This window comes from Nocardia sp. NPDC060249 (assembly GCF_042728755.1).
Lineage (GTDB): Bacteria > Actinomycetota > Actinomycetes > Mycobacteriales > Mycobacteriaceae > Nocardia.
In genome coordinates this window covers 476,277-496,480 of sequence record NZ_JBHXAQ010000001.1, presented here as the reverse complement: position 1 = coordinate 496,480, position 20,204 = coordinate 476,277, and the positions used below count along the sequence as shown (strand labels likewise).

Sequence of the window (20,204 nt, the reverse complement as noted above, 5' to 3'; positions counted from 1 at the left end):
TAGGCACGACAACGCCGTCCGCCGGGAAGCACCGCAACCTTTTCGCTGTTGTACTCCTCGACGTCTGTTCATGTGGGATCGGAGTCGAACATGACCCTCCTGGAAACTCCTAGGAGTCCGGTGTCGCACGTCGCGGGCATGTTCACTCCCTGGACCGGTCCGTTCCCCGTGGTGACGCCGAGTGAAGTCGCACCCGCGCTGCGCCCGCAGTTCGAGGGCGCGCTCACGTACCTGCGTGGCGACCGCGCGCTCCCCCAGCTCTTCCGATTCGCCCTCGTCGGCGGGTCGAGCAATATCGCCTATGTGCTGCTGTTCTTCGCGATGCACGGCATCGGCCCGCTGGTCGCCAATGTGGCCGGATCGGTGGTGAGCACGATCATCGCCAACGAATTCCACCGTCAGCTCACGTTCCACGCCACCGACCGGGTCACCTGGTTCACCGCGCAGTGGGAAGGTGGCGGGATCGCGCTGATCGGGCTCGCGATCACGACCGCGTGTCTGGCCGGACTGGATTTCTGGGCGCCCGGCCTGGGTGACATCACGCAGGCGCTGACCGTCCTGGCCATCACCGCCGCGGTCGGCGGCATGCGGTTCCTCGCCCTGAGAGGCTTGTTCCGCCTCCCCGCGACCAGCTAGCCCTTACGTTCGGCGAGGCGGTCCAGCAGACGCTTGTGGACCGCGGGGGGAAGCATGTCGCTGACGTCGCCGCCGTAGGCCGCTACTTCCTTGACCAAGGAACTGGACAGGAAGCTCAGCGACGGGTTGGTGGCGATGAAGAAGGTGTCGACGCCGGCCAGTTTGTGGTTCATCTGGGCCATCTGGAGCTCGTAGCCGAAGTCGCCCGCGTCGCGCAGACCCTTGACGATGGCGCTGATGCCTTCCTGCTTGGCGAAATCGACCGTCAGACCCTGCCAGGACGCGACGCGCACGTTCGGCAGGTGCGAGACCGATTCGCGCAGGAGTTCCATGCGCTCTTCGACGGTGAACATCCCCTGCTTCTTGGGGTTCACATTGACGGTGATGATCACCTCGTCGAACTGCGCGGCCGCGCGAGCGAACACGTCGAGGTGACCGTTGGTGACCGGGTCGAAGGAGCCGGGGCACAGTGCTGCAGCCATACCTCAGACGCTAGCACCGAACTCGGCGAGCTCGACTCTGGTCTCCCCGTACTTGCGTGTCTTCAACGCCACATAGCCTGCGGGCCAGGTGATCTCGGGTGAGCGGCTCGACCGTTCCACCACCACCAGCGCGTCCGGCGCGAGCCAGCCGTTGTTCGCCAGCGCGGTGAGGTCGGCGATCACCTCCTCGGTGCTCACGTCGTAGGGCGGATCCGAGAACACCACGTCGTAGGCCCTGGGCGCGGCCTGCTTCAGCACCGAGGACACACTGCCGAGCCGCAGTTCGGCGCCGGGCAGTCCGAGCTCGGCGATATTGGCGCGCACCACGTCGCCCGCCTTGCGATCGGACTCGACGAGCAGCGCCCGCTGCGCCCCGCGCGAGAGCGCTTCCAAGCCCAGCGCCCCCGAGCCCGCGTACAGGTCGAGGACCAGCGTCCCGTCCAGATCGAGGCGGGCGTCGATCGCGCTGAACAGCGCTTCACGCACCCGATCGGAGGTAGGCCGGGTGCCGGCGGGCGGCACTTTCAAGCGCCGCCCGCCCGCCACACCCGCGACGATGCGTGTCATTCCGACTCGCGTGCGACCAGTTCCACCAGCAGGTCGCCGCCCTCGACCTGGGCGACCTTGGTGGTCGCGATCCGGCCCACCACGCCACCGCGCGGCGCGGTGATGGCCGCTTCCATCTTCATCGCCTCGATGGTGCCGACCGTGTCACCGGCGTGGATCTCGTCGCCCTCGGACACCGCCAGGGTGACCACGCCGGCGAACGGTGCCGCGATGTGACCGGCGTTGTTCTTGTCGGCCTTCTCGGCGGCGGGCACCTCGGAGGCGACGGACCGGTCACGCACCGCGACCGGACGCAACTGCCCGTTCATGATGCACATCACCGTGCGCATGCCCTTCTCGTCGGGCTCGGAGATCGCCTCCAGGCCGATGAGCAGGGTGACACCCTTCTCCAACTGCACGCGGTGCTCTTCGCCGCGGCGCAGGCCGTAGAAGAACTGGTTCTCCGAGAGCCCGGTGGTGTCGCCGTATTTCTCCCGGTGAGCGTTGAACTCGGCGGTCGGGCCAGGGAACAGCAGCCGGTTCAGCGTGGCCCGGCGCTCCTCGGAGGAACCGTCGAGGGCCTTCTGATCCGCCGGGCTCAGCGGGGTCTCGGGCTTGGGTTCGTTGCGCCCGGCCAGTGCCCTGCTGCGGAACGGTTCGGGCCAGCCGCCCGCGGGGGTGCCGAGTTCGCCGCGCAGGAATCCGATCACCGAGTCCGGGATGTCGTAGCGGCCCGGATCGGTGGCGAAGTCCTCGATCTCGACACCGGTGCCGACCAGCGCCAGCGCGAGGTCACCGACAACCTTCGACGACGGGGTCACCTTGATCAACCGACCCAGCAACCGGTCGGCGGCGGCGTACTTGGCCTCGACCTCTTCGAACCGGTCGCCGAGACCGAGCGCGATCGCCTGCTGACGCAGGTTCGACAGCTGACCACCCGGGATCTCGTGGGTGTACACACGCCCGGTCGGCGCGGGCAGACCCGACTCGAACGGCGCGTAGACCTTACGCAGCGCTTCCCAATACGGCTCCAGATCACACACGTTGCGCAGGTTCAGACCGGTGTCGTGTTCGGTGTGCGCGGTCGCGGCCACGATCGCCGACAGCGCGGGCTGGCTCGTGGTGCCCGCCATCGCCGCCGACGCGCCGTCGACCGCGTCGGCCCCGGCCTGCCATGCCGCGAGGTAGGTGGCGAGCTGGCCACCGGGGGTGTCGTGGGTGTGCACGTGCACCGGCAGGTCGAAGTTGCTGCGCAGCGCGGTCACCAGTTTCGCAGCCGCGGGGGCGCGCAGCAGACCGGCCATATCCTTGATCGCGAGCACGTGTGCGCCCGCGTCGACGATCTGTTCGGCCAGCTTCAGGTAGTAGTCGAGGGTGTAGAGCGACTCGTTCGGGTCGAGCAGGTCACCGGTGTAGGACAGGGCGACTTCGGCTACGGCCGTACCGGTTTCGCGCACGGCGTCGATGGCCGGACGCATCTGGTCGACGTTGTTGAGGGCATCGAAGATTCGGAAGATATCGATACCGGTCGTGGCGGCTTCGGAAACGAAAGCGCGCGTGACCTGTTCGGGGTAAGGCGTGTAGCCGACCGTGTTACGACCGCGCAGCAACATCTGCAGGCAGATGTTCGGCACGGCTTCGCGCAAGGCCGCCAAGCGTTCCCACGGGTCCTCGTGCAGGAATCGCAGTGCCACATCGTAAGTCGCCCCGCCCCACGCCTCGATCGAGAGCAGCTCCGGGGTCAGCCGCGCGACATGGCCCGCCACGCCGAGCAGACCGTTGGTGCGCACGCGGGTGGCCAGCAGCGACTGGTGCGCGTCACGGAAGGTCGTGTCGGTGACGCCGAGCGCCTTCTGCTCGCGCAGGGCACGCGCGAAACCCTCCGGCCCGAGGGTGAGCAGACGCTGGCGCGAACCGTCCGGCGGCGGCAGCGTGAGGTCGACAGCGGGCAGCTTGTCGTAGGGGTACACCGTGGTCGGGCGGTCACCGTTGGGCTTGTTGACGGTGACGTCGGCCAGATAGGTCAGGATCTTGGTGCCACGGTCGGCCGATCCGCGCGAGGTGAGCAGTTCGGGACGCTCGTCGATGAACGAGGTGGTCACCCGGCCGGCCTGGAAGTCGGGGTCGTCGAGCACCGACAGCAGGAATGGGATGTTGGTCGTCACGCCGCGGATACGGAATTCGGCCAGCGCGCGTTGGGCGCGAGCGGCGGCGGCGGGCAGGTCACGACCACGGCAGGTGAGCTTCACCAGCATCGAGTCGAAGTAGGCGCCGATCTCGGCGCCGAGGTTCGCGCCGCCGTCGAGGCGGATGCCCGCGCCGCCGGGGGTGCGGTAGGCGGTGATGCGGCCGGTGTCGGGGCGGAACCCGTTGGCCGGGTCCTCGGTGGTGATGCGGCACTGCAGGGCGGCGCCGCGAATCTGCACCGTCTCCTGGCTCAGCCCCAGGTCGGCGAGGGATTCGCCCGACGCGATACGCAGCTGCGACTGCACCAGGTCGACATCGGTGATCTCCTCGGTGACCGTGTGCTCCACCTGGATACGCGGGTTCATCTCGATGAACACGTGGTTGCCGCGCTCGTCGAGGAGGAACTCCACGGTGCCCGCGTTGATATAGCCGATCTGGCGGGCGAAGGCCACCGCGTCAGCGCAGATACGCTCACGCAACTCCGGTGACAGGTTCGGGGCGGGCGCGAGCTCGATCACCTTCTGATGACGACGCTGCAGCGAACAATCCCGCTCGAACAAATGCATCACATTGCCGTGCTGATCAGCCAAGATCTGCACCTCGATATGACGCGGGTTCACCACCGCCTGCTCGAGGAACACCGTCGGATCACCGAACGCCGACTCCGCCTCCCGCGACGCGGCCTCGATCGACTCACGCAACTGCTCAGGCGCGGCAACCCGGCGCATACCACGGCCACCACCACCGGCAACGGCCTTAACGAAGATCGGGTATTCGAGTTCGGCCGAGGCGGTGAGCAATTCATCGATATCGGCCGAGGGCTCGCTGGACTTCAACGTCGGCAGCCCGGCCGCCTTCGCCGCCGCGATAGCCGTGGCCTTGTTACCCGCCATCTCGAGAATCTCAGCGGTTGGACCGATGAACGTGATGCCCTCGGCAGCACACGCCGCAGCGAGGTCAGGATTCTCCGACAAGAACCCGTACCCGGGGTAGATCGCGTCGGCACCGGCGCTCTTGGCGGCCTCGATGATCGCCTCGATCGACAGATACGCGCGAACGGGATGACCCTCTTCACCGATCTGATAGGACTCGGCAGCCTTCAGGCGATGGACGGAATTGCGATCCTCGTACGGGAACACCGCGACCGTTCCGATGCCGAGTTCGTAGGCCGCGCGGAAGGCACGGATAGCGATCTCACCACGATTTGCGACCAAGACTTTCGAGAACATTGGCCTACGGTACCCGGCCAGGAGCCGGGGCCGGACACGCAAGGTGGCTTCGCAGCAATCTTCACACCGAACACCTGCCTACCTGCGAAGTTGCGTTCATCAGGCCGTCACATCTCACCGTGGGCGGCGCTGCGCGGTGCGCGCGGACACCGTGGGCGCAACCGCAGGTCACGGCCGTGTTCGGGATGGGGAGGTGACCTATGACCCCATTGAGGGCCTATGCTGAGCAGGCAGCTGGTTCGCATGCGCGGTGGAAGAGTCGGAGCCCCGACCTCCCGCGTAGGCGTCGAAACCCGGGTGCGGATCATGTTCCGCACCGGGTGAGAGGGAACCCGGTGAGAATCCGGGACTGTCCCGCAGCGGTGAGCAGGAACGACCGCCGTCATCAGCACTGGGCTGCACGCCTGGGAAGCGACGGCCAGTAGGTCGGTCGATCACACGACCGGTGCCCGCGAGTCCGAAGACCTGCCGACTGTGCCGGATACGCCGTATCCGGCGGCCACCGCCTCGTGGATCGGGCGCGCGGACCACCGATGCCGACCTGTCGTGTCTGTCGCGACCGGTGTCGGCTGTGTGGCTTGTGCCCGCGAAAAGGCGACGGCTCTCCCCGCACGACACTGGAGAATCTCCGTGACTGTTTCGCATACCCCGTTCACCGCAACGGTTCTCGGCCTACCGCGCGTGGGTCCGAACCGGGAACTCAAGCGCGCCACCGAGTCCTACTGGGCGGGCCGCGCCGATGCCGCGCACCTGCACGCGGTCGGCCGTCAGCTCCGTCGCGCCCAGCTCACCGAACTCGCCGAGGCCGGACTGGACTCGGTACCGGTGGGCACCTTCTCCTACTACGACCAGATGCTCGACACCGCCGAACTGCTCGGCGCGCTGCCGCCGCGCGTGGCCGGGATCGACGATCCGCTCGACCGCTATTTCGCGGCCGCGCGCGGCACCGACACGGTCGCTCCGCTGGAGATGACCAAATGGTTCGACACCAATTACCACTACCTGGTGCCCGAAATCGACACGGCCACCACCTTTTCCCTGCATCCGGGCAAGCTGCTGACCGAACTCGACGAGGCGATCGAGCTCGGGGTGCCCGCGCGGCCGGTGGTGATCGGTCCGATCACCTTCTTGAAGCTGGCCAAGGCCGCGGGCAACGCGGCGCTGGAGCGGCTGCCCGAACTGCTGCCGCTCTACCTCGACCTGCTGGCCCAGCTGGCGGACGCGGGCGCGCAGTGGGTCCAGATCGATGAGCCGGTGCTGGTCACCGACCTGACCGAGGCGGAGCTCGCCCTGGTCGGCCGGACCTACCGTGCGCTGTCGGCCGAGCAGCACCGGCCCGCGATCCTGGTCGCCACCTACTTCGGCCACCCCGACGCCGCCCTGGCGGTGCTGGCCGACACCGACATCGAGGGTGTCGCTCTCGACTTCACCGCGGGCGCCGATGTCTCGGCGGTCGCGGCGGTGCCCGCGCTGTCCCGCAAGCTGGTGGTGGCGGGGGTGGTCGACGGCCGCAATATCTGGCGGGCCGATCTCGACGCGGCGCTCGGCACCCTGGGCACCCTGCTGGGCAGCGCCGGCTCGGTGGCCGTGTCGAGTTCGTCTTCGCTGCTGCACGTGCCGTATGCGCTGGCCCCGGAGACCGGGTTGGACGAGCGGCTGCGCTCGTGGCTGGCCTTCGGCAGCGAGAAGGTCGGCGAGGTGCGCGTCCTGGCCACCGCCCTCACCGCGGGTGTCGACGCCGTCGCCGACGAGCTGGCCGCGGCCCGCGCCGCCGCCGACTCACGCCGGACCGATCCGCGTCTGCACAACGATCAGGTCCGGAGCCGGTTGGCCGCGCTCGACGAGAACGACCTGACCCGCTCCCCCGCCGACGAGCGTCGCGCCCGCCAGCGTGATCACCTCGACCTGCCGGTGCTGCCGACCACCACCATCGGCTCCTACCCGCAGACCTCGACCATCCGGCTGGCCCGGGCCGCCCTGCGCAAGGGCGAGATCGACCAGGCCGAGTACGTGCGGCGGATGCAGGCCGAGATCGCCGAGGTGATCACCCTGCAGGAAAAGCTCGGTCTCGACGTGCTGGTGCACGGCGAGCCCGAACGCAACGACATGGTGCAGTACTTCGCCGAGCTGCTCGACGGTTTCGCCGTCACCGAGGCGGGCTGGGTGCAGTCCTACGGCACCCGCTGCGTGCGTCCGCCGATCCTGTTCGGCGATGTCGCCCGGCCCGAGGCGATGACGCTGTCGTGGATCGGGTACGCCCAGTCGCTGACCACCAAGCCGGTCAAGGGCATGCTCACCGGCCCGGTGACCATCCTGGCGTGGTCGTTCGTCCGCGACGACCAGCCGCTGGGTGACTCGGCCCGCCAGGTCGCGCTCGCCATCCGGGACGAGACCGTCGACCTGGAAGCCCAGGGCGCGCGGATCATCCAGGTCGACGAGCCCGCCCTGCGCGAGCTGCTGCCGCTGCGCGCTGCCGAACAGCCTGCCTACCTGCAGTGGTCGGTGGACTCGTTCCGCCTCGCCACCGCGGGCGTCGCCGACACCACCCAGGTGCACACACACCTGTGCTACTCGGAGTTCGGTGAGGTCATCTCGGCGATCGCGGGCCTGGACGCCGACGTCACCTCGATCGAGGCGGCGCGCTCGCACATGGAGGTCCTCGACGATCTGAACGCGGCCGGTTTCGCGCTCGGTGTCGGACCGGGCGTCTACGACATCCACTCGCCCCGGGTGCCGTCGGTCGAGGAGATCACGATCTCCCTGGCTGCCGCTCTGAAAGCCGTTCCGGCGGAACGGCTCTGGGTGAACCCGGACTGCGGTCTGAAGACCCGCGGATCGGTGGAGGTCGAAGCGTCGCTGCGCAATCTGGTGACGGCCGCCGCGGCACTGCGCTGACCGCACCCGCCGACCGGAGCCGACCACCGCGACGGTAACCGGCACACAGAACCGCTGCCCCGGACGACGTTTCCGTCCGGGGCAGTGGTTCGGCGCAGGACCGGCGCGCGGTCACCGCGACCGGATCGGCGCCGCTACCTCGGCGATCGGTATGGCCGGATGCCGGGAAGATCGGCGATCGGCCTCGAAACGGCGATGCCGAAGCGCTATGGTGAATTCTCCGGCAACCGCTCAGGGAACGCCGCACCGCACCGCCGCGATGATTCGGTCACCGCGAGCGAACTTCTTCCTGCCGCCGGCCGCGACTTCGCATGTTACGCACGGGTAGATACAGGTAGAATCCCTTGCAGGACTGGACTTCTCCCGAGGCATTCGCCACTTTGAGCAAACATTGCGAACAGGTGGCGTTAGGATCTGCGACGTGCGGAAGATGTACGCGGGGGCCAGACTACGAAGGCTGCGCGAAGAACGGCGGATGACTCAGGCAGCGCTCGCGAAGTCGCTTGACCTCTCGCCCAGCTATCTCAATCAGCTCGAGCGTGATCAGCGTCCGCTGACCATTCCTGTTCTGCTGAAACTCAACTCGACCTTCGATCTGGACGTGCAGTTCTTCGCCGCCGACTCCGACGCCCGGCTGGTCTCGGACTTGCACGAGGTACTGGTGGAAGCCGCGGGCGGCGGCGACACCGCCCCGATCACCGAAGTCGAGGAACTGGCCACCCGGCTGCCCGAGGTGGCGCGCATCGTCATCGCGATGCACCGGCGGCTGCGCGCGGCGACCGACCAGCTCGACCTGCTGTCCTCGCGCGTGGACACACCGGCGGGCGCGCCGGGCACCCCCATGCCGTACGAGGACGTGCGTGATTTCTTCTACGACCACCGCAATCACATCTCGACCCTCGATCACGCCGCCGAGCAACTGTTCGAGGAATCCGGTCTGAGCATCGGCTCGCTGGATCGTCAGCTGGCCAGGATCGCCGAGGAACGCGCCGGCGTCACGGTGCTGGTCCGCGGCGACGGCGCCGACCCGGCCATCCCGAAACGCCATTACGACCCCGACACCCGAACCCTCACTCTGGCCAGGCGATTGCGCCCCGGGCAGCGCGCCTTCCAGATCGCGACCACCCTCGCCCTGCTGCTCTACGGCCGCGAGATCGACAATGTGCTCGCCGAATCCCGGGCGCTCACCGGCGAATCCCGCACGCTGGCCAGGGTCGGGCTGGCCAACTACTTCGCCGGCGCGCTGATCCTGCCCTACGGCCGGTTCCTGCGCTCGGCCGAGGAATTGCGCTACGACGTCGACCTGCTCGCGCTGCGGTTCGAGGTCGGTTTCGAGACGGTCTGCCATCGGCTCAGCACGCTGCAGCGGCAGGGGCAGCGCGGTGTGCCGTTCTTCCTGGTGCGCACCGACCGGGCGGGCAATATCTCGAAACGCCAGTCCGCCACCGCGTTCCACTTCTCCCGGGTCGGCGGCAGTTGCCCGCTGTGGGTCACCCACGAGGCGTTCGCGCACCCCGGTCGCACCCTCACCCAGATCTCGGACATGCCCGACGGGCGCCGGTACCTGTGGATCGCCCGCACCACTCCCGCCGCCGCGCAGGGGTTCGGGGCGGCCTCGAAGAACTTCGTCATCGGACTCGGCTGCGACATCGAATACGCCGACCGGCTGGTGTATTCGCAGGGGCTGCAACTGGACGATCCACAGGTGGCGGTGCCGATCGGGGCCGGGTGCAAGGTGTGCGAGCGCCCGTCGTGCCCGCAGCGCGCGTTCCCACAGATCGGGCGGCCACTGACCGTGACCGAGCACACCAGCACCGACCTGCCGTACCCGCGCCTACCGCGCTGACCGCGGACAGGTTTCAGGACTTGGCGAGGTATTCGATGCGTTCGCCGTCGACGGCGGCGTGCATCATGCCCGCCAAGCCCGGGTGCTTCACCAGACCCGGGTCCTCGGCGACGACCTGGCGGGCGAGTTCCTGTGCGGCGGTGATCACCTCGAGGTCGTCGAGTAGCGAGAGCAACCGCAGCGACCGGGCGGTACCGGACTGCGCGGAGCCGAGGACGTCACCTTCGCGACGCTGCCGCAGATCGAGCACCGAGAGTTCGAAGCCGTCGGTGGTCGCCGCCACCGCCTCCAGTCGCGCCATCGCCGTCCCGCCGGGCGCGGCATCGGTGACCAGCAGGCACAGGCCCGGGTGCTTGCCTCGGCCGATGCGACCGCGCAGCTGGTGCAGCTGACTCACGCCGAACCGGTCGGCGTCGACGATCACCATCACGGTCGCGTTCGGCACGTCGACACCCACCTCGACCACCGTGGTACACACCAGCACATCGATCGCGCCGTCGTTGAATTGGCGCATCACGTGGTCTTTTTCATCGGAGGGCAGCCTGCCGTGCAACAGGCCGACGCGCACGCCCGCGAGCGGCCCCGCGCTCAGCGTCTCGTACATCTCCACAGCGGCCGCGGTGGTCGGGCCTTCCTTCTCCGCCTTCTTCCCCTTGGCCGGTGGCGCGTCGGGATCCTCGCCGATGCGCGAACAGACGACATACGCCTGCCTGCCCTGGCCGACCTCTTCGACGATGCGCTCCCACGCGCGATCCACCCAGCCCGGGTGCAGTTTGCGCGGAACGACTTTCGACACGATCGGTGAGCGGCCCTTGGGTAGCTGGGTGAGCGTGGAGGTTTCGAGGTCGCCGAGTGTGGTCATCGCGATGGTGCGCGGGATCGGGGTCGCGGTCATCACCAGCAGGTGCGGGCTGATGCCGTCTTTCGCCTTGGCGCGCAACGCGTCACGCTGTTCGACGCCGAAGCGGTGTTGTTCGTCGACCACCACGAGGCCGAGGTCGTAGAACTCGACGGCATCCTGGATCAGCGCGTGGGTGCCGATGACGATGCCCGCCTCACCGGTCATCGCGTCCAGCAATGCCGCCTTCTTCGCGGCCGTCGACATCGATCCGGTGAGCAGCACGACCTTCGTCGAGTTCTCCGCGGCACCGAGTTCGCCCGCGTTGCCCAGGTCGCCGAGCATGGCCCGCAACGACCGGTAATGCTGGGCGGCAAGGACTTCGGTCGGCGCGAGCAGGGCGCATTGACGCCCCGAGTCCACCACTTGGAGCATGGCGTTCAGCGCCACGATCGTTTTGCCCGAACCCACCTCGCCCTGCAGCAGGCGGTGCATCGGGCGGGTACGGGACAGGTCCTCGGAGATCTCCGCGAGCACCTGCTGCTGGCCTTCGGTGAGCTCGAACGGCAAGCGCTCGTCGAAGGTGGCGGCGATACCGTGGGCCGCGGGCGGGCAGGCCGGGGCGGTGCGGCCCTCCACCTCATGGCGGCGTTCGGCCAGCACGAGCTGCAAGGCGAGCGCCTCGTCGAAACGCAGTCTGTCCCTGGCCTTCTCGATATCCAGCTTGTGCTCAGGCAGGTGGATCAGCCGCAACGCTTCCGCCAGCGGGAGCAGTTGACGTTCCTCGCGCAGGTCGGCGGGCAGCGGGTCCTCGATGGGGTCGAGCTGATCGAGCACCTGACGGATGCAGGCGAGCAGGTCCCAGCTCTGGACCTTCGCGGTCGCCGGATACACGGGCACGAATTCGCGTTCGAAGAACGAGGCATCCACTCCGCCCGCGCCTTTCGCGCTCTGCGCCAGCCCGCGCAGCGCGCCGCTGCCGCGCACGGAGGTGAGTTCCTCCACGCCCGCTTCGGCCTTGTCGGGCAGGATCAGGTAGTCGGGGTGGGAGAGGTTCCAGCGATCGGGGCGCCACCAGTGCACGGTGCCCGACATCATCGCTCGCACACCCTCTTTCACCAGATAGCGCACCTTGTCGCCGTTGAAGAAGGTGGCTTCCAGCGGCCGCTGGGCGCCGGTGTCGAGCTGCACCTTCAACAGCGAGCCGCGCCGGTTCTTCATCGGGCGCAGTTCGGTTTTCGTGATGCGGCCGATCACGGTGATGTGCGCGCCCTCCTCCGGCTCCTCCTCGGTGAGCGGCTGGCCCTGCGTGGCGTAGCGCACCGGATAGTGGCGCAACAGATCCTCGACCGTGGTCATGTCGAACGCCTCGGTCAGCCGGTCGGCCGCCTTGACGCCCAGCACATGGTCGAGCCGGTCACTCAACGTCGCCATCTACTCGACCCCTATCTGCACCAGATCCACTTGCTGTCCACCGGAATACACGACTACCTCGACGCCGGGGAAACCGGCCGTCACATGGTCGGCGAGCACCTGCGCCAGCTCGGGCCCCGTGTCGGCGCCCATCAGCAATGTCACCAATTCCCCTCCGAGACCGAGCATCCGGTCGAGCAGGATGCGTCCCGCGCCGACCACATCGGGGTCGATCACCACCACATCCTGGCCGACGAGTCCGAGTCCGTCGCCGGGAGAACACATGCCGACCATCGTCAGGGCTCGCACCCGGGCCGCTCGCAAGGCACCCCACCGCGTGGTCGCCGCCGCCTCCGACATCGCGAACGCATCGTCCACCGCGATCCGGCCGCGATCGTGCACCGCCAGCGCCGCGAGGCCCTGCACCATCGACGCGCTCGGCAGCAACAGCACATCCCGCGACCCGTCACGCGCGGCCACACCGACCGCGACGAGTTCGTGCGCCGGCAGGGCGCCATTGGGCAAGACGAGCACTTCACGGTGCGGCATCCGCCGAATCGCGGTGAGCAGAGCGCTCGTGTCGACCTGCCGATCCCCGCGCAACACCACCGCACCGCCATCTTCGAACAGGCGCGTGGCGGCAGCGCCGGCGACCACCGCCAGGACACCGCGGTCCGCGAGGACACCGCGCGCGGCGGGATCGCCGAAGACGCGCCCGTCGCGAGCGCCGCCGGTGACGGAAAGGACGTCTCCATCCACGGGACGCGACAGTCGATCACCGGCACCGCTCGCAACCTGCGCGCACACTGCAGAGGTGTCTCGCGCACCCGTCCCGTGCCGCGCACCGAGCCGGTCGGCGCCCTGCGTGTGGTGGCGGTGATCGTGGTGGCCGGGTTCGTGGTGGCCGCCGTGCGGCGCGGTCACCGCGAAACTCTCGATCCGGATGCTCGTCACCGTGCCCACCGCGAGCCCGGCCTCGATCGCCGCCCCCGCGTCGCGGCAGTGCACGTGGGCGGACCAGGTGCTGTCACCGTCGCCGACCACCACCACCGAATCACCGAGAACGGCGAGCCGATCGCGCAGCCCACCCGCCGCGGTCTCGTCGGTACCGGAGATCACGTACATGACCTCGAAGTGCGGATCAGCGTCCTGATCGCGGTGATCGTGTTCGTCGCGGGCGTCGGACAGCCGGCGCTCCCGGCCGTCGGATACGGCCTCGCCCTCGCCGTCGCGCGCACGTCCGTGATCGATGTCACCGGACCGGCCGAGCAGAGTGACACCCTGCGCGTTGCCGTCGTCGGGTCGCCGCTGCGGCCCCTGGTCGGCCCGTTCGCCCCGCGTGTATCTGACTCGCGCGGGTGCCTCACCGCAGACTTCGGTCACGAGGCAGTCGAGCAACACCAGCAGTCCGCGCGCCCCCGCGTCGACGACTCCCGCCGCACGCAGCACGCCCAACTGGGTCGGAGTTCGGCTCAGCGCACGCGCGGCGCCCTCGGCGGCGGAGCGGGCCACCGCGTCCAGGGACGGTTCGGTGACCTCGGCGGCAGCGGCGGCGGCGCGGTCGAGAACCGTCAGGATCGTGCCCTCGACCGGGGCACTCAGTCCCGTGCGCACCAGCACGGCCGACCGTCGCAGTGCCTCCTGCAGCCGGGCACCGGTCAACGGACCAGCGACAACGGCCTCGGCGATCCCGCGAAGGACCTGAGACAGGATGATGCCCGAGTTGCCGCGCGCACCCGTGGTCGCGCCGCGGGCCAAGGCCTGGGCAACGAGGTGGGACGTGACGTCCTCCACCTCGAGCACCGCCCGCTCCGCCGTCGCCACGGCGGCTCGCATGGTGGCGAGGAGGTTGGTGCCGGTGTCGGCGTCGGCGATGGGGAACACGTTGAGCGCGTCGATCTCCGCGCGGCGTAGCTCCAGGTCGGTGCGGCAACCGCGGGCCCAGACCAGCAGATCGTGGCCGTCGAGAGACTCCCGCACGTGCGCCACCGCCACCTCGCTCCCCGTTCTGCGTACCCGCGCGCCGAGCACGCACGCCAGGTTAGCGGCAGCTACCGACCGAACTACGCTGACCTCGGACAGGCTGTCCGCCGGGCCGCGCTCGGCGGGTCGACCGGGATACCCGGTTTGGAACTTCGAGGCCCGGCCCGCTAGTCTTGCAGGGTTGCTTTGTGCGGCCCACGTGGGTCTGCGCTGGCCGACGACAGTCGGCAAGGCATTTGACGACATCAGTTTCCGGTTCAGCGGGCCTACGTGCGCCGCTGTCCGCTTATGACATGAAGGAGCTCGCGACATGGCTGCCGTTTGCGACGTCTGCGCCAAGGGCCCCGGTTTCGGGAAGTCGGTCTCGCACTCGCACCGGCGCACCAACCGTCGCTGGAACCCGAACATCCAGACCGTGCGTGCGCAGGTTGCCCCTGGCAACACCCGCCGGATGAACGTGTGCACCTCCTGCCTGAAGGCGGGCAAGGTCGTCCGCGGCTGATTTTCAGCCCGTACATTCTGCCGACAATGCCCCGGCACCCCTCGTGGGTGGTCCGGGGCTTTGTCGTACAACGGCCCAGCGGCGCCGAACGAGCTCGCCGTGTCTGACTGGCGGATCGCGCCGCTCACGGCGAACCGGGTCACCGACCTCGCCGCGTGCCACATCGCCACCTGGCGTGAGGCCTACGACGCGCTCGTCCCCGGCCACATCCTCGACGGCTTCGACCTCGAACGCTCCGCGATCAATTGGGAACGGCGTCGCGCCGCGGGCACCCACCGGTTGCCGGTCGCGCTGGCCGGCGACCGGCTGATCGGTTTCGCGGCCGGGCGGGATCTGCCCGTGCCCGGTCGACCGGCGGACCCGGGCCCGCGCACCGAGGCCGAACTCGAAGCGCTCTACGTCCGCAGCGCCTGGCACGGCACCGGCATCGCCGACGCCCTGATCGAAGCGGCCGCCCCCGGATCGCCGTGCACCCTCTGGGTCTTCGCCGCCTATCCGCGTGCCCACGCCTTCTACCGCAGGCACGGCTTCACCGACACCGGCATCCGCCGCACCGACCCGTTCACCCTGCTGCCCGAACAATTGTGGCGACGCGAACCGGGTTAGTGTGACGCCATGAGTACCACCGAACCGGTCGCCGCCGCCGAGATCATCGACGGCGTGCTCCAGCTGACCATCGCCACCTCCGCCGCGGGCACCTCGATGGATTTCGACCTGATCAACGCGGGCACCGCGGCCCTGCGCGCCCTCGACCCGTCGGTCGGCGCGATCCTGCTCACCGGCGCGGGCGCGAACTTCTGCGCGGGCGGCAATGTCCGCAACTTCGCCGCGGCCGATGACCGCGGCGCCTACCTGCACCAGCTGGCCGACGAACTCCACGAGTTCGTCCGCGCGCTCGCGGCCGCCCCGGTCCCCGTGATCGCCGCGGTGCAGGGCTGGGCGGCGGGTGCGGGCATGAGCCTGGTCTGCGCCGCCGACATCGCGATCGGTGGGCCCTCGACGAAACTGCGCCCCGCCTACCCCGGCATCGGCCTGTCCCCCGACGGCGGCATGTCCTGGCTGCTGCCGCGCATCGTCGGCCTCGGTCGCGCGAGCGAGATCCTGCTCACCGACGCCGTTCTCGACGCCGAGGAAGCCGTCCGCCTCGGCATCCTGAGCCGCACAGTCGCCGACGACGAGATCCGCACCGAAGCCCTGCGCGTGGCGCAGACCTTCGTCAACGGCCCCCGCGCCACCTACACGGCCATGAAAAAGCTGCTGGCCCAGTCGCCTACAGCGATTCTGGACCAGCAGCTGGACGCCGAACGCGACAGCATCTCGGCCGCCGCGAACAGCAACACCGGCCGCGAAGGCGTAGACGCCTTCGTGGGCAAGCGCAAGCCGAACTACGTCGGCCTTACCTAGAAGCCACCAACTCCGACGTAGAAGTCACCAGCTCCCGCGACTGAACCGACCCACCCGGCGCGACCAACGCCACGCCGGGACTCAGGCCACCACGGGTTTTCGGCCGCCTCGCATCCGAAGGGCGAGACGGAACGCCGAAGGCGCAGTATCGCCCTTCGGATGCGAGGCCCTCAGGGCCGAAAACCCCGCGGCGCCAGCCGCCGATAACTCAGCACGCAGCGCCGAGGGCGCTGAACGTGTTCTGCAGCAGGCAGGTCACCTTGGCGTTCACGCCCGAGGAGATGGTCGAGGTGCCGGTGGAGGTCCATTCCTCGCCGACCTGGGTGGTGGCCACCGGTGCGGCCTGCTCGTTGTAGGGCTCGAGCGGCAGGCCCGCGGCGGTGGCCGAGCCCGCGCCCGCGGTGATGGCGGCGGCGACGGCGGCCGTCGCGAGGGCAGCGCGAACGGTGGAGATGTGCATCTGGTTGTGCTCCTTCATCATTCTCTTCTGGTGCGGGCGACGCCCCGGGTCAGGGCAGCCGCCAGTCGACGGGGTCGGCGCCGAGTTCGTCGAGCAGTTCGTTGACCCGGGAGAACGGTCGTGAACCGAAGAACCCGCGCGAGGCGGAAAGCGGTGAGGGGTGCGCCGATTCGACATAGGGCACCTCGGCGGCGACCAGCGTGGGCTTCAGTGAGCGGGCGTCGTTGCCCCACAGCACGGCCACGAGCGGCTCGTCACGCGCGACCAGCGCGCGGATCGCCTGCTCGGTGACCGCTTCCCAGCCTTTGCCTCGGTGCGAGGCGGGCGCGCCGGGGGTGACGGTGAGTACCCGGTTCAGCAGCAGCACACCCTGATCCGACCAGGGGCTCAGATCACCACAGGTCGGCGTATCGAAGCCGAGGTCCTTGCTGTACTCGGCGAAGATGTTGGACAAGCTGCGCGGGACCGGCGAAACCTGCGGCGTGACAGAGAAACTCAGCCCCATCGCGTGGCCCGGTGTCGGGTACGGATCCTGGCCGACGATCAGCACACGCACCGCGTCGAACGGGCGCTGGAACGCGCGCAGCACGTTCTCCCCTTCGGGAAGATAGCCGCGACCCGCGGCATTCTCTTCCCGAAGGAACTCGCCCATTTCGCTGATGCGGTCGGTGACCGGCTCCAGTGCCCGGGCCCAGCCCGGATCGATGATCTCCGACAGTGGTTTGGCACCCATGACCGCACAACCTATCGTTCGTCGCCGGTGGGTGTGGCGTCCGCCCCACGGAACGATTCCCAGCCGGTGCCGCCGGTGGGTGCCACACCGTCGACCGTGACCCCACTGCCTGCGGTTACTACGCCGATCGGCCGCCAGCCCGCGGGTAGCCCGACATCCGCGGACCAGGTTCCGGCGAAGGCGTGGTCTTCGCCGCCGGCCAGAATCCATTGCGCGGCATCGGCATCGAGCAATGTCGCGAGGGCCGCCAGTTCCGGGTCGGTCAATGCCGCGCTGTGCACGTCGATCGCGACGTTCGAGGCGGCGGCGAGGTGCCCGAGGTCGGCGAGCAGCCCGTCGGAGACATCAGTGAGAGCGGTCGGGGTGTGCGTACCGAACGCGTCGATCACCGCCGCGTACGGCGGCTGCGGAACACGATGTGTCGCAAGGGCATAGGTGAACCCGGGGTCGGCGAGGTCCGCGTCGCCGGTCAGGACGGCCAGCCCGGCGCCGGACCAGCCGAGTTCGCCCGCCACCGCGACGATGTCACCGGCCACCGCGCCCGAGCGGGTGATCGCGGGCTGTCCGCCGAGGTCGCCGAACGCGGTCACCGAGACGATCAGCTGTTCGCTGCGCACCAGGTCGCCGCCCGCGATGGAACCCCCGGCGCGGCTCGCCTCGATCCACATCCCGTCGGCGATTCCTTCGACCACCGGCACGGGGGTGTCGGCCGGGCAGCCGAGCGCGACCACGAACGCCGTCGGCCGCGCGCCCATCGCCACCACATCGGCGGCGTTCTGGGCGATGGCCTTGCGGCCGATGTCGACGGGCGAGGACCAGTCGAGGCGGAAGTGCCTGCCTTCGACGAGCATGTCGGTGCTCACCACGAACCGCCCGTCGGGCGCCGCGACCAGCGCGGCGTCGTCGCCGGGGCCGAGCAGCACGTGCGCGGCCTGCTCCCGACCCGCGTTGATCCGGTCGATCAAGGCGAATTCGCCCAGCTCACGCACCGTCCGCGGACGGCTGTCCTCGCTGATGACCGACCCCTTCCCACTGTGCTGCTGACCGACGAAATCGCCCCGACGGTACCCTTTCGGAGGCGATCGGGCACCACCGACGGTGCAGGCGAACCTGCGAACGGAAGGACCACACAGTTATGGCGGACTCGACACCGGAGGATCGCGACGAGGCGACCACCCCCGACGACACCGCCACTGCCGACGCGAAGTCGTCGGCCGACAAGCCGGCAGCGGACGACAAGCCGACGTCGGGCGAAGGCGCGAACGCAGACCCCGCCGCCGAGACGGGGCTCGACGCCGACACGGACAGCGACGCGCAGGATTCGGATTTCGAGGACTCCGACGATGCCGACCTCGAGTCGCACCACTCCCCCGCGCTGATCGCCACCGCGGTCGCCCTGCCCGTCGTGTTGATCGTCGCCGTCCTGGTCGCCGCCTTCATCGCCCTGCGCGCCCCCGTCGAACGCGAACCCCTCGCCCTCGGTCCGGTCCCGGCCCCCGCCGCCGACGGCCCGGCCTGTCAGACACTGCTCCCCGCCCTGCCCGCCGATCTCGGCGACTACACCAAGGCGACCCTCGTCGAGCCCGCCCCGCCGGCCACCCGCGCCTGGCAGCTCCCCGACGGCGGCGACCCGATCACGCTGCGCTGCGGCCTCGACCGCCCCCTCGAATTCAACCGCGCGTCCCCACTGACGGTGATCGATGGCGTGAAGTGGTTCCAGGTCCGCGACGAGGCCGGCAAGACCGGCACCTGGTTCGCCGTCGACCGCGAGACCTACATCGCCCTGACCGTCCCCGACGGCTCCGGCACCAGCGCGGTCCAGACGGTGTCCGACGTCATCGACGCGAATCTGCCTGCCCGCGAACCGACTCCGGGCGATCTCTGAGCTAATGGCCTGGCGCCGTGGGGCTTTCGCGCGCGCAACCGCCGAAAGCCCTGCGGCCGAACAGCACTACCGCAGCCCGGTTCCGCGCGCGACCGCCGTCTCGATCAGCGTCGACACCAGCGTCGGGTAGTCGATGCCGGTGGCTTCCCACATCCGCGGGTACTGCGAGATCGGCGTGAAGCCGGGCATCGTGTTGATCTCGTTGATCACCGGACCGTTCTCGGTGACGAAGAAGTCGACCCGCGCCAGCCCCTGGCAGTCCAGCGCGCGGAACGCGCGCACCGACAGCTCCCGGATCTCGTCGGCGACATCGTCGTCGAGCTTGGCGGGCACATCGAATTCGCACACGTCGTCGAGGTACTTGGTGGCGAAGTCGTAGAACTCGGGCGCGGCCGCGTCGGCATCGGGCATCCGGATCTCGGAGACCACACTGCCGCGCACCTCACCGTCGGCGAATTCCAGTACGCCACATTCGACTTCACGTCCGATGATGCCCGCTTCGATGATCACCTTGGGGTCGTGCGCACGGGCGGCGGCGATGGCCGCGGCGAGATCGGCCCAATCGGTGATCTTGGTGATGCCGATCGAGGAGCCCCCACGCGCGGGCTTCACGAAGGCGGGCAGGCCGATCCGGGCCCGGTCGGACTCGGACAGGGTCTCGGTGCCCGGGCGCAGCACAACCTGCACGCCGACGGGCAATGATTCGGCGGCCAGCAATTTCTTGGTGAACTCTTTGTCCATGCCCGCCGCGCTGGCCAGCACGCCCGCGCCGACGTAGGGAATCCCGGCCAGTTCGAGCATGCCCTGCAGCGTGCCGTCCTCACCGAAGGGTCCGTGCAGGATCGGGAACACGACATCGACATTGCCGAGAACGTCGCTCGAGTCGAGGGCGACCAGCGCACCGGAGCGGCCGGGGTCGGCGGCGAGAGTGAGGGCGGTTCCCGACGCGTCGACCTGCGGTTGCACACCATGGCTCAGCGCCAGCTCGCCGATCCCGTCGGCCAGTACCCAGCCGCCGGTCGGGGTGATGCCGATCGGCACCACCTCGTAGCGGGTGGGATCGAGGTTGCGCAGCACACTGCTCGCCGACACGCACGAGACGGCGTGCTCGCTGCTGCGCCCGCCGAACACCACAGCTACCCTGATCCGTTCCGTCATGAACGTC

Annotated in this window: 16 protein-coding genes and 1 riboswitch; of the genes, 7 read left to right on the top strand and 9 right to left on the bottom strand. The window is 69.1% G+C overall.

The genetic code is table 11. The features are described 5' to 3' along the window. The first annotated feature begins 90 nt into the window (after positions 1-90). A complete protein-coding gene (locus tag ACFWFP_RS02205) occupies positions 91-636 on the top strand; it encodes a GtrA family protein (protein WP_378992136.1) in 546 nt (181 codons plus the stop codon). Here the strand turns inward: ACFWFP_RS02205 and coaD are convergent. The 3 genes from coaD to ACFWFP_RS02190 are packed head-to-tail and all read right to left on the bottom strand — an operon-like array spanning position 633 to position 5,080. Then, complete coding sequence (gene coaD / locus ACFWFP_RS02200; protein ID WP_358187554.1) at positions 633-1,118, bottom strand: pantetheine-phosphate adenylyltransferase; 486 nt, start codon at positions 1,116-1,118, stop codon at positions 633-635. The genes ACFWFP_RS02205 and coaD overlap by 4 nt on opposite strands. Before the next feature lie 3 nt (positions 1,119-1,121). Further along, on the bottom strand, positions 1,122-1,685 hold the full coding sequence (gene rsmD / locus ACFWFP_RS02195; RefSeq protein WP_379292699.1) for a 16S rRNA (guanine(966)-N(2))-methyltransferase RsmD: 564 nt from the start codon (positions 1,683-1,685) through the stop codon (positions 1,122-1,124). Beyond that, a complete protein-coding gene (locus tag ACFWFP_RS02190; protein WP_379292698.1) occupies positions 1,682-5,080 on the bottom strand; it encodes a pyruvate carboxylase in 3,399 nt (1,132 codons plus the stop codon). Before ACFWFP_RS02190 ends, rsmD begins: the two co-directional genes overlap by 4 nt. 290 nt (positions 5,081-5,370) lie before the next feature. Beyond that, a riboswitch (cobalamin riboswitch) is annotated at positions 5,371-5,568 on the top strand. Between the two features lie 142 nt (positions 5,569-5,710). On the opposite strand from ACFWFP_RS02190, the gene metE reads away from it, so the two are divergent. Both metE and ACFWFP_RS02180 read left to right on the top strand, forming a co-directional pair. After that, a complete protein-coding gene (metE, locus tag ACFWFP_RS02185) occupies positions 5,711-7,975 on the top strand; it encodes a 5-methyltetrahydropteroyltriglutamate--homocysteine S-methyltransferase (protein WP_379292697.1) in 2,265 nt (754 codons plus the stop codon). A gap of 421 nt (positions 7,976-8,396) precedes the next feature. Further along, complete coding sequence (locus ACFWFP_RS02180) at positions 8,397-9,821, top strand: short-chain fatty acyl-CoA regulator family protein (RefSeq protein ID WP_379292696.1); 1,425 nt, start codon at positions 8,397-8,399, stop codon at positions 9,819-9,821. A gap of 13 nt (positions 9,822-9,834) precedes the next feature. On the opposite strand, the gene recG is transcribed toward ACFWFP_RS02180, so the two are convergent. Both recG and ACFWFP_RS02170 read right to left on the bottom strand, forming a co-directional pair. Further along, complete coding sequence (recG, locus tag ACFWFP_RS02175) at positions 9,835-12,093, bottom strand: ATP-dependent DNA helicase RecG (RefSeq protein ID WP_379292695.1); 2,259 nt, start codon at positions 12,091-12,093, stop codon at positions 9,835-9,837. Next, entirely contained in the window at positions 12,094-14,052 is a 1,959-nt protein-coding gene (locus tag ACFWFP_RS02170; RefSeq protein WP_379292694.1) for a DAK2 domain-containing protein, read from the bottom strand. It abuts the gene before it with no gap. A 313-nt stretch (positions 14,053-14,365) separates the two neighbouring features. Here ACFWFP_RS02170 and rpmB point away from each other — a divergent pair, with 313 nt between their 5' ends. The 3 genes from rpmB to ACFWFP_RS02155 all read left to right on the top strand — a co-directional run bounded on the left by rpmB (position 14,366) and on the right by ACFWFP_RS02155 (position 15,961). Continuing rightward, positions 14,366-14,557: a 50S ribosomal protein L28 gene (gene rpmB / locus ACFWFP_RS02165; RefSeq protein ID WP_011210730.1), complete on the top strand. Its 192-nt coding sequence runs from the start codon at positions 14,366-14,368 to the stop codon at positions 14,555-14,557. 99 nt (positions 14,558-14,656) lie between these two features. Then, positions 14,657-15,163 (top strand): GNAT family N-acetyltransferase, encoded by a 507-nt coding sequence (locus ACFWFP_RS02160; RefSeq protein ID WP_379292693.1) that lies wholly within the window; start codon positions 14,657-14,659, stop codon positions 15,161-15,163. Positions 15,164-15,172: 9 nt separating this feature from the next. Beyond that, positions 15,173-15,961 carry an enoyl-CoA hydratase/isomerase family protein gene (locus ACFWFP_RS02155; RefSeq protein WP_379292692.1) on the top strand — a complete coding sequence of 263 codons (789 nt, stop codon included), beginning with the start codon at positions 15,173-15,175 and terminating at the stop codon, positions 15,959-15,961. Between the two features lie 208 nt (positions 15,962-16,169). On the opposite strand, the gene ACFWFP_RS02150 is transcribed toward ACFWFP_RS02155, so the two are convergent. Genes ACFWFP_RS02150 through ACFWFP_RS02140 form a run of 3 tightly spaced genes read right to left on the bottom strand, consistent with a single transcriptional unit; the run spans position 16,170 to position 18,170 of the window. Next, positions 16,170-16,421 (bottom strand): hypothetical protein, encoded by a 252-nt coding sequence (locus ACFWFP_RS02150; protein ID WP_379292691.1) that lies wholly within the window; start codon positions 16,419-16,421, stop codon positions 16,170-16,172. Between the two features lie 49 nt (positions 16,422-16,470). Next, a complete protein-coding gene (locus ACFWFP_RS02145; RefSeq protein WP_379292690.1) occupies positions 16,471-17,154 on the bottom strand; it encodes a uracil-DNA glycosylase in 684 nt (227 codons plus the stop codon). An 11-nt stretch (positions 17,155-17,165) separates the two neighbouring features. Next, positions 17,166-18,170, bottom strand: a complete 1,005-nt coding sequence (locus ACFWFP_RS02140) for a thiamine-phosphate kinase (protein ID WP_379293724.1) — start codon at positions 18,168-18,170, stop codon at positions 17,166-17,168. A gap of 119 nt (positions 18,171-18,289) precedes the next feature. Here ACFWFP_RS02140 and ACFWFP_RS02135 point away from each other — a divergent pair, with 119 nt between their 5' ends. Next, positions 18,290-19,039, top strand: a complete 750-nt coding sequence (locus ACFWFP_RS02135) for a DUF3515 domain-containing protein (RefSeq protein ID WP_379292689.1) — start codon at positions 18,290-18,292, stop codon at positions 19,037-19,039. A 66-nt stretch (positions 19,040-19,105) separates the two neighbouring features. Here the strand turns inward: ACFWFP_RS02135 and ACFWFP_RS02130 are convergent, their stop codons facing one another. Beyond that, positions 19,106-20,197: a D-alanine--D-alanine ligase family protein gene (locus ACFWFP_RS02130; protein WP_379292688.1), complete on the bottom strand. Its 1,092-nt coding sequence runs from the start codon at positions 20,195-20,197 to the stop codon at positions 19,106-19,108. Between the last annotated feature and the right edge of the window lie 7 nt (positions 20,198-20,204).